5 protein-coding genes are annotated in these 10,600 nt (G+C 41.3%); 2 read left to right on the plus strand and 3 right to left on the minus strand.

Going from position 1 to position 10,600, the window contains the following annotated elements; translation table 11 throughout:
* Positions 1-304: 304 nt before the first annotated feature.
* Both IQ228_RS12720 and IQ228_RS12725 read right to left on the minus strand, forming a co-directional pair.
* Positions 305-3,241, minus strand: a complete 2,937-nt coding sequence (locus IQ228_RS12720; protein ID WP_193963004.1) for a tetratricopeptide repeat protein — start codon at positions 3,239-3,241, stop codon at positions 305-307.
* A 276-nt stretch (positions 3,242-3,517) separates the two neighbouring features.
* Positions 3,518-4,165, minus strand: a complete 648-nt coding sequence (locus tag IQ228_RS12725; RefSeq protein WP_228043851.1) for a hypothetical protein — start codon at positions 4,163-4,165, stop codon at positions 3,518-3,520.
* Between the two features lie 418 nt (positions 4,166-4,583).
* Between IQ228_RS12725 and dnaX the strand changes: the two genes are divergently transcribed.
* Positions 4,584-6,896 (plus strand): DNA polymerase III subunit gamma/tau, encoded by a 2,313-nt coding sequence (gene dnaX, locus IQ228_RS12730; protein WP_193963005.1) that lies wholly within the window; start codon positions 4,584-4,586, stop codon positions 6,894-6,896.
* A 400-nt stretch (positions 6,897-7,296) separates the two neighbouring features.
* Here the strand turns inward: dnaX and IQ228_RS12735 are convergent, their stop codons facing one another.
* Positions 7,297-9,339: an NAD(P)/FAD-dependent oxidoreductase gene (locus tag IQ228_RS12735; RefSeq protein ID WP_027402260.1), complete on the minus strand. Its 2,043-nt coding sequence runs from the start codon at positions 9,337-9,339 to the stop codon at positions 7,297-7,299.
* A gap of 798 nt (positions 9,340-10,137) precedes the next feature.
* On the opposite strand from IQ228_RS12735, the gene IQ228_RS12740 reads away from it, so the two are divergent.
* Positions 10,138-10,371, plus strand: coding sequence for a hypothetical protein (locus tag IQ228_RS12740; protein ID WP_027402261.1), 234 nt, complete (start codon positions 10,138-10,140; stop codon positions 10,369-10,371).
* The last annotated feature ends 229 nt before the right edge of the window (positions 10,372-10,600 follow it).

The raw sequence follows: 10,600 nt of genomic DNA on the forward strand, positions 1-10,600 counted from the left end.
CTTTCAAATGGTGAAATACCGGATAAAAATGAAATTATTAAAATAATTTTATCCTGTAATTCAAAGTTAAATAATGAAACTGCTGATAGACGTTCTAGCACAGTTAGACGATGGATAGAATGGATATTAAGTATGATTTCTGATGAATAAAGATATAGAGGTGTAAAGGAATAGTCCAGCCCTCTTAAAAGTTTAAACAGATAAGAGGGATAATTAAAAGACATTACCAATGATGATCATTATCATTAATTGAGAACTTTATTTTTTGGAAGTCTCTTAACAGTCAACTGTTCACAATCATATCTTAATAACTCAGAAAATCCTGAGAAATAGCAAAGGTTTCGCTAATGATTTCTGATGCTAATTGATTACTAGGTCGTGCTTCGCTATCAGATTTGAGTAGAGGATAGTCCTGATGATCATGAGATTGATGACCATTAGAAGATGATTGAGATTGTAAATAAACTCCCATAGCTACACTGGGTAGATAGCTAATATTATAATTTGCCACCTTTGCAGAGACTACCGAAACAAAAGACAGATTAAATAAACTGTGCAAAGGTAACTTGTATAGGTCACGGTGGGGAATTAAAATGATTGTCTCTACCCCTTCCAATTCTTGAATAATTGTGGAAATATTCAAGATATTTTGCAACTCTAATAGTTTGGATAGTGTTGCTGACTCTTGCCAATCTGCTAACCATTGTTCAAACTCAATTAAGCGTCTTACTCCCTCTGGAATTGCTTCTATATCTTGGATAGGTGTAAAAAGTAAAATGGGAGATGGGGCTTGATCTTTGATAATGAATGTGTGCAAAGCGGCTGGACTAATATGCCAATAAATTATAGCTGTGGAGGGATTCAGTAATTTTTGAATACCGTGATAATTCCCCGACTGAAGTTGATAATTTAAATCAGGTATTAACCACTGTAAACAATTATTTTTACCCTGTTCAGCGATTTCCCAAGCTTCTACTAGGTCTCCTGTATTTACAGCCAAATCAACTGCTAGTTGTCCTAAACCTATGAATTTTAGTAACAGTTGTTTTTTATTTTCATCAGAACGGGTGGGCTGAGTGAGTAATTGTTGTAATAGTTCAATTCCCCATTTTTGTAGTTCTTGTGCGGCTGTTGTTTCTCCTAAGCAGACAAGGACTTTGGCAAGAAGTTGCAAAATTTCTAAATGGAATTCGGGAAAATCTTCTGGTGTTAGGGTGGATAGTGCCAATTGGTATTCAGACATGGCATGATGCCAATAATCCCGATGTGCAGTTTCTTTTTTGCCTTGCTCGTAATAAGTATTACCAACAGCTATATGTAATCTTCCCCAACCTTCTGGATGAGTATCGGGGCGAAGATATTTTAAACCTTCTTGATAACTGGCTAATTTGCCTTCATAGCCGCCTAAGTTCAGGTCGGGATTGGCGGCAGAAATGGTACTAACGATAATTAGTGATGATTGTTGGGGGGGAAGATGACCAGCAGCCGCCCCTCTTCCTAGCCAAGCTTCCCAATAGTCTAGTTTCATTTCCAAGGCACTGTCATAGCAGGAAATGGCTTGAGGGAAACGATCTAGGTAAAATAGGGCTACGGCTTGGTTATACCAAGCCGGATGGAAATCGGGTTTGATGGCGATCGCTTGTTGATAGGAGGCGATCGCATCTTCCCGACAACCTAAGTTTTCAAAGGACACACCCCGGTTATACCAAGCTAAATAAAATTCTGGTTGCACAGCCAGGGCTTGATCCCAAGATTCAATCGCTTCTGACCATTGTTTTAAACTAAATAGCACTACCCCCCGGTCTATCCATACTTCATGATAGTTGGGTTCGAGATGAAGAGCTTGGTCGTAACTAGCGATCGCCTCTGCATATTGCTCAACCACAGCTAAAGCTATACCCCGGTAATACCAAGTTTCCGCATCTTGGGGTTCTAAATTCAAGGCTTGATCATAACTATCAATGGCTTCCCCGATCAAACCTAACTTGAGTAGTGCCAAGCCTCTGCTAGACCAAGCTGGTTGGTAATTTGGTTGAATAGCGATCGCTTGATCAAAAGAAGCGATAGCCGCATCAAAATCTCCCAACTCACCGAGAATACCGCCTCGGTTATACCAAACCTTATAGAAATCGGGTTTGAGAGCCAGGGTTTGGTCATAAGCAGCGATCGCCTCTGTAAACCGTTGCAAATAAAACAGTGTCAGCCCCTGATTAAACCAATATTCATAAGATTGAGGTTGGATTTGACTAGCTCGTTCATACAAATCCAAAGCCGCTAATAAGTTTCCAGCCTTAGCTTGCTGTAACCCTTCATAAAATAAACTTTCTGCCGGATTAGTAACAACCATTTGTGATCTAGATTGCTGCACAATCTGACCATCACGAATTGCCAATTCCGACGCTAACTGCTGAACAAGATCGTTACTTTGCTCCAACCGCACCACCAACTCATCGAAAGTGGATGCTAACTGCGGTTCTAAATTTACCCAAGGCTCGTGCCAGCTTTTCTCCATTCGAGATTCTGGATCGGCAATTATATCCTCAACATTCTGGGAAAATTCCTGAATTTTATGCTCATAACTCTGATAGTCATTTTCCGTCTTGGCAGTATTGTCAAAAATATCTTCAGCCAAAGACTCATGACTTAACTCTAGAGACTCACCAGTGAATAGATCCTCAACCATTGGGGATTGTGGATGACTCAGAGGTTCTATTTCCTGATATTGCCAGATTTCCTCCCCAAATTGGCGCAGCAATTCCTGACCAGGAGTATCTAACTCCTCCTGTGTAGGGATGAAAATTTCCCACTCCTGTGACTCTTGCGTACTTTCATCCTCCTGATTAAGATTGCGCCGCAATAGCTGCATCCCAATGTCATAGGACAAGTTACTAACCTCTCCAATACTCAACTCACCCAGTTTCACCATCCGCTCCGCTAACTGAAGATTTGGTGCGGGAGAAGCTAATAATTTGTCTCCAAATATCAACAGCCAATCTATCCAACGGTCAACAGTAATACGCGGTTCCATCCGCTGTAAATACTTGAATGCCCATTGTTGTCCTCGCGCTTGGTTTACTCCTTCTAGGAGTTCGTTAAATAAGGACTCTAGATCCGCATTCGTAAGTTCTGGTGGTTGATCTGCCACCAGATTGCCTTGACTAGCCCTGGGATCACTTATCCCAAGACTGCCAAAGGGGTACTGTAAAAATTTGTTAAGCCACTGCAAGAGCCACCTGAACATCTGCCAATTTATGGGATTTTCTTTCTCCTAGATTGTAGCTATTGTTGTGTCAAAAAAATTATTAATTACGGAAAGGTCTAGAAAATTTAATAGACCTGGGTAACAATACTAATAGCTACACTGAACAAATCAAACTTGAGTTATGGGGACTTGTCTTCATCAGAGTGAGTGAAAAATCCTCTTTATACTATTTCACAAAAAGCGTAATTTTCCCTAATCCTGTGTTTCCTAGAACTGAAGACTATAATCACGAAAAGTGTCAGTCCTCAGTTTTGATTATACAGAAGGTTCGTTCGCTTCATTATACTGATTAACCAATACCTGAATAATCTCTTCGGGATTTTGTGTTTCCACTCCTAGTTGTTGGGAGATTTGGTCACATAGGTTTTCATCCTGTTGTAACATCATCAACAGTTCATCTAGGGTAACAGTTTTGTATTCCCCTTCGGATAAATTTTCCTCTGTGTTGGCAGATACTAAGGGATTACTCTCCACTACATCAGGACCGTCATATTCCCAAATTGGTTCTCCTGCATTAAGTGTTAAGACTTTCATACCTATATCGTAGGACAGATTACTGATTTCCCCAACTCCTAGCTCACCAAGTTGGACTAATCTGGCTGCTAATTCATTATGAGGTTTAGCAGATGCTAATAATCTGTCTCCAAAACGAATTAACCATTCTAACCACTGTTCCGTACTAACACGATGTTCAAGACTATGTAACCATTTTTGCGCCCAAGCTTGTCCCTTGACCTGATGAACCCCTTCTAGTAGTTCTGTAAATAGAAATTCTAAATCTGTATCACTTAGGGGTGGAGCTACTTGTGTGGGGACTTCCTCTCGACTGAGGGTGAGATTTTGTTTACCACCAAACAAGTGCCGAAAAATTTTTTTGAGCCATTGAATTAGCCGCTTGAACATTTGATGCACCATTGATGTTGCCTATTAAAATTTTAGCTTAAACAGTAGAAGCCTCTCACCTACCCGATAGGGAGGTGATGGGATGAATACAATACGCGCGAGTGAAGAATTGACCAACGAGCAAAATTGAGCATAGCGAAATCAGCAATGTTGGTCGATGTTAGCGCAGCCGCACGAAGTGCGGAACGAACACTTTTTTTGTTTTTCTCCAAATACCTTGTCATAACGACAATTTTTAACGCCAACCTACTTATACTCAAAACGGTTAAAACTTGGACTTTTTTATAACACAAAGAACAAGTTTAGAGTGAAGTTAATCCAAAATCCAAAATTGTCAATCCAAAATCGAATGCCATGAGTTGTTAGAATGGTAAAACCCTAAAATTTACCTGGGATATACGGATTTAAACCTGTCTCCATGTCTTACGAACCACTGCACCATAAGTATCGGCCAAAGAGCTTCGCTGAACTAGTGGGTCAAGAGGCGATCGCTACTACCCTAACAAACGCCATTCTCTCAGCGAAAATCGCCCCTGCCTATTTGTTCACTGGCCCCAGAGGTACAGGAAAAACTTCCAGTGCGAGAATTCTCGCCAAATCTCTCAATTGTCTCCAAGGCAACCAGCCAACCCCCCAACCCTGCGGCGTTTGTGAAATCTGTCAGGGTATTACTAAAGGCTATTCTACTGATGTTATTGAAATTGACGCTGCTAGTAATACTGGTGTTGATAATATCCGGGAACTGATTGAACGGGCGCAGTTTGCCCCGATGCAGTGCCGTTATAAAGTATATGTGATTGATGAATGTCTAACAGGAGATTCTTTAATTCTCACTAATACCGGACTTGTTCGCATTGACAACCCGAATATTAAAGGACAAAAAGTTCTTAGTTACAATGAATCCTCTAAAAAATGGGAATTTAAAAAAGTTGTCCGGTGGTTAGATCAAGGGGAAAAGCAAACTTTAGTTATCAAAACAACTCACAGAGAAATTAAGTGTACAAGTAATCATTTAATCAGGACTGATCAGGGATGGATAGCAGCCAAAGACGTAAAAGAAGGAATGAAGATACTATCCCCTGTGAATGTGGATGCGGCACGCTCATTTACAAATTTGGAAAAGGTAGAATCTGTTCACCTCGCTGGAGTTGAGCGAGTTTATGATCTGGAAGTTGAGGATAATCATAACTTTGTAGCTAATGGATTACTAGTACATAACTGTCATATGCTAAGTACCGCAGCGTTTAATGCGTTACTTAAAACCCTAGAAGAACCACCCAAGCACGTTGTTTTTGTTCTGGCGACAACAGACCCACAAAGGGTATTACCAACAATTATTTCTCGTTGTCAAAGGTTTGATTTTCGACGGATTCAGTTAGAGGCAATGGTAAAACATTTAACACATATTGCCGATAAAGAAAGTATTAATATTTCCCATGATTCCCTGACTTTAGTGGGACAAATTGCCCAAGGGGGATTAAGAGATGCAGAAAGTTTATTAGATCAATTAGCTTTAGTCGCTGGGGAAGTGACACCGGATAAAGTTTGGGATTTGGTGGGTTCAGTCAGCGAAAAAGACCTATTTGGGTTGTTAGAAGCGATCGCTCAAGATCAAGCAGAAATAGTCCTAGACACTACCCGGAAAATCCTCGATAGAGGACGAGAACCCCTAATTATTCTCCAAAATCTCGCAGCTTTTTATCGAGATTTTCTCATCGCTAAAACTGCCCCCAATCGTCAAGATTTAGTTGCTTGTACTCAGTCAACTTGGACATCATTAGTTGAATTTGCCCAAAAATTTGACATCAGTACCATCTTGCTAGGACAACAACACCTGAGAACAGCCGAAGTCCAACTAAAAAACACCACTCAACCCCGGTTATGGTTAGAAGTAACATTACTGGGATTATTACCCAGTGCCAATATTCAAACCCCAACTGCAAATATCCCACCAAGAACCAATACAACCGCAACCCCAACATATCCACCCGTTGCTGCACCACCAGCATATCCTGTTAATTTCGCACCACCAACATCAGAACCTCTACCTCCACCACCACCTGCCAACTATCAAACAGCAGCAGTACAACCAGCAGGAGAAAGTTCACAATACGATTTAACTCAACTTTGGCAACAAGTTCGTGGACATATTCAACAGCTACCCACACAAGCATTACTGGGTCAAATGTGCCATTTAATGGAATTTAATGGTCATACTGCCCGTGTAGGTGTAAAAGCGGTTTGGTATGACAAAGTGAAATCTTATTTACCTATTATCACCACAGCCTTTAGACAAACTTTCCAGCAAGAAATTCAAGTTACTTTAGAAAAAGCTACCACTGCAAACGCCACCTCTACCAGAAGAAATCCACCACCACAAACTTCTCCTCCAGTTCAACAACCACCCCAACAAACATATCAACAAACACCAGAACCACAACCCACACCACAACCAGTAGCTACAGTATCCACGCCATCACCTACACCAGTCCAAATTGAGCCTGTTGTTACCAATACAGCACCAGTACAAACTCTTTCTCCGCCACCGGTGTCACCATCTCCATCAAATTGGGATCATGATGGAGTCGTTAAAGCTGCGGAAAGTTTAGCCAAATTCTTTTCGGGAGAAATTATTCGGATGACAGATGACAGTTTCCAACTATCGGACTCTGTTAGTTCCGCAGAAACACCGGAGATATATGAATCCTATGTTGATGATGAATATAATTAAATAAGGAATGTGAATTAAATAAGGTGCAAAAGTAGGGTGTGTTAGCGACAGCGTAACGCACCATTCCAGGTTACATCAGAATTGCAGGTTATTAAATTTGCGTTTCTAAGAGAACTCCACAAAAAAATGATCCAATTTTGTGGGATGGGCATCCTTGCCCGTCCTTGGTGATTAGCGGGCAATTCGTCCCGCACCACAAGAAATTTTGGGATATTTTTTTGATTGGAAGTCTCTAATAAACCTGTGCTGCATGAGTTGTCATTGCGAGTGAAAGGAAGCAATCTCTTGACAACCGATAAACCACCTAACGCAAAAATCTCTCAAACCCTTATTCCTCTGTGTCCTCTGCGCCTCCGTGGTTCGTTAATCAGGATAATTTATTTCTTGGAAGTCCCTAAAACTAACGCAACACTGGCGGTAATCGTGGTCTACCAGTAGAAATTGCATAGTTAATTACTAACAATTGTAACCATAATCCTGGAAAGCGATTTTCTAACCAAGATTGATTCCATTTTAAGAATTTTGGAAACCATGTCCCCAAAATCAGACTGACTAAAGCATGACGAGCAAAGCTAAAATAATTACCCAGCCAACGTAATAAATCTCGCCAACCAGCTAATTGCCAAATCCACAATAATAAAGCCGGATTTTTCATGGCTGCTTTCAAAGCTAGACGATTAAAAGTGAACCAATCACAACGATCTTTAATGAAATTATCTGTAACTTCCGGGGTCTCATCTGTTAATAACCCAAAGAAAGTATTCAGCATCGCATTTATCATTTGGGGGGCGATAAATTTGCCAGTAGGAACCATCATTCCCTTGGAAAACAACCACATTACCGCCACATTACTTTGGTAAGCCCGAATTTTATTTAAGTGTTGCTGACTTAATAAATCATGTTTGAGAGCGATATTTAACAGAGTAGTTAATCGGTCTAAATTGCGGACTAAAGAACCAAAACCAGTAAAAACTAGAGGAGACTGCAAAGAAGCAGCATCACCAATGGAAATTAATCTATCAACTGCAATAGTGCGATCGCTACTATCTACACTAAAATGTCCTGGTATATAGCCAAAAGTGGGCTTTCTCCACACTAATTTATCCAAATCACAACGCCGATACTCTGGCAAAATTGTGAAAAAATCCTCATACATTTCCAACAGAGAACCAGGATTTTGCTCATTCACCTCATGATAGTGAAACAGATAAATCGTCAACTCTTCCCCAACCCCAGGAAACAACTCCCAAATCAACTGTCGTCCCCTAGAAATATCCCCATGACTATAGAGAACATCCCCATATTCAGAATCCCAAACCCCAGGCTCAAAGCCCTTTTCAATCACCGCTCCCACCGTTGGACACACACTATCAAAAGCCCGACCACCATTTAATTGCCAAGCAATCGGTGAAGCCGTTCCCATTGCATCTATCAACAACCTTCCACTCACTTGCCGTTCATTTCCAGTAGGCAAATGTTTGACATTAATAGCAACTTGTGTAGAACTAATATTCACCTGGGAAAACTCCGTTTCGTCCCAAATATCACCACCAGCAGCTTGAAGTTTTTGTCCACATAATGCCAGTAACCTTTCTGAATCTAAAGCTATATTCAGAACAGTAGGAGTGTGGAGAACAGGGGATTTTAACTTAGCAGGATTATTCCCATCAAAAAACTTATTAAAACCGTCCTTATACTCCCTAGAAATAATTTCTGCTAATTCAGCATCTGTTAACAAACCCAAATTGATTAAACTTTGGATTTCATCACGAGAAATATTCCATTCTCTGTTCATTTTACCAAAAGGCAATCTTTCCACCAATAGCACCTTATAGCCCAATTTAGCCATCACCGCCGCATGAATTGACCCCAAAGCACCACCAATATAAATCAGGTCATACTCAGGACTAGCAGCAGGAGAAAGAACAGGTGATGTTTCCTGGCTATTCCCTTGATAAAATACCACTTGTCGGGGCTTTTGAGGATTTCTTACCCCTTCGCGCCACCGTTGTTCCCACCAGTAAGCCCGGTTGAGGTGATATTCCCCATTAGACATTTTCTGAAAATACTTAACAGTTAAGGGATAATAAGGTTCTAGCTCTGTGAAAATTGAATTTTGGGCATCAATAACAGGTAGTTCCGGGTAGCAATTAGGAAAGCGACCTCTAATTTCCTGTGTCAGAGATTGGAGAATACCTCTCTCCCCTGGAAAAGGTTCATCTCCCCAACGGAATACCTTAAGATAAGTTGTTCGCTGCACCGACCACACAAATATAGACAGTTCTACATCACCAGAAGTGGTACCTTGAACCGCGCCTCTCAACCGCAAACCATCTGCGGTAATTAATTTTTGCCCATTTTCAACAACAAAATCTGTTTGTAGCCATTTGCTAACGGATACTGTATCGGGCGTAGGAATTTCTAAATAAAGAAGTTCTTGCATATTTTTCTGATATCTCCTATCAATCTACTCAGTTAGACAGATTAAAAAAAGGCAGAAACTAGGTTAGACTCTGCGCTAATTAACTTCATAAAGATCCCATAAAGAATTTTAATGATTTATCAAGTATAAGGACTCAGGATACATAAGGTTTGAGATGGAAGGAAACAGGGAACAGGGAACAGGGGAGAAATTCCATTCTCTATTCTTCAATTTCTTTCTCCTAAACTCCTGATAGCGTGGCGTGGCGTTAGCCATACTCCTGACTCCTGACTGGGCGCAAGCCCTGCGCCCCTACATCCTGATTCCTGACCCCTGAATTCTTACTATCAAGTTCATTGTTCATAAAACCTCGCGGTAAGTGGGAAACAAGCGTGTCTAAAGACGCTGAGAGGGATGGTTCGACGCAGCTCACCAGCCGCGACACGAGCAATTCGACAAGCTCACTGATCACGGTTTTAACCGCTGTGGATGTTAAAATTGAGACCAGATTTTTGATTGGAATCTGGAAACCAACTCCCATTTCTGGGGTAATGTTAGCCTTGACCTGTTATAAGAGCTTGTTGGGCTGAAAGCACTGTTCCAGTTACCTTAGAACTGTTTAACTTACAGCGACAGAGCGGGAAACTGGCTACGCATTTCGAGGTGTCGTGACTCAAATAACGGCTACCCTTAGACTCCCTTCGACTTCGCTCAGGGCAAGCCGCTTAGGGTGGTCTGGTCGTACAGCTTGAAATTTCTTGCAAGCTCAGTCCATTTAGGGCTGGGTTGCTGACATTGTAAATTTCCTAAACCCACGCTATGAATTATCCTATCCCAGACAGTCCCCAAGAAATATCTGCACTCAGAAAACAGCCAGTTGATGAAGAACTAGTTGCTGCGGTAATTGCTGGTGTAGTTAGAGTTGTTCGCGCCCAGGGTCAGTCCTTAGATCAATTAACCACCCAAGTATTAGCAGATGATCAAATGTTAGATAGACAACAAAGACGCTGGTTAAGTCAGTTAGTTGCTCAAGTATGGGAAAACTTTCCTTGATGCACCTATAATAGGACTTGCTGATAGCATAGCGTAAAAGTCTTTTCCTTAGGGCTTTAAATCTCGGTCAATGTCTTCATGGAAGAGTCGCCGAAAAGCCCGCCAGGGGATTGCGGGAAGGCTGGGAGCCGCGTCTCTTTAGAGCGCGGGGGAAAGCCTACCCGTGCGGTTTTAACCGCTGCCAATATTCTCAACCATGATGCGGGTCATTAATATATCTTTCTATTGT

The sequence above is a fragment of the Dolichospermum sp. LEGE 00246 genome (genome assembly GCF_015207865.1).
Lineage (GTDB): Bacteria > Cyanobacteriota > Cyanobacteriia > Cyanobacteriales > Nostocaceae > Dolichospermum > Dolichospermum heterosporum.

Coding starts and splice junctions, on each gene's coding strand:
- IQ228_RS12720 (WP_193963004.1), bottom strand. CDS start 3,241: ATGTTCAGGTGGCTCTTGCAGTGGCTTAACAAATTTTTACAGTACCCC.
- IQ228_RS12725 (WP_228043851.1), bottom strand. CDS start 4,165: ATGTTCAAGCGGCTAATTCAATGGCTCAAAAAAATTTTTCGGCACTTG.
- dnaX (WP_193963005.1), top strand. CDS start 4,584: ATGTCTTACGAACCACTGCACCATAAGTATCGGCCAAAGAGCTTCGCT.
- IQ228_RS12735 (WP_027402260.1), bottom strand. CDS start 9,339: ATGCAAGAACTTCTTTATTTAGAAATTCCTACGCCCGATACAGTATCC.
- IQ228_RS12740 (WP_027402261.1), top strand. CDS start 10,138: ATGAATTATCCTATCCCAGACAGTCCCCAAGAAATATCTGCACTCAGA.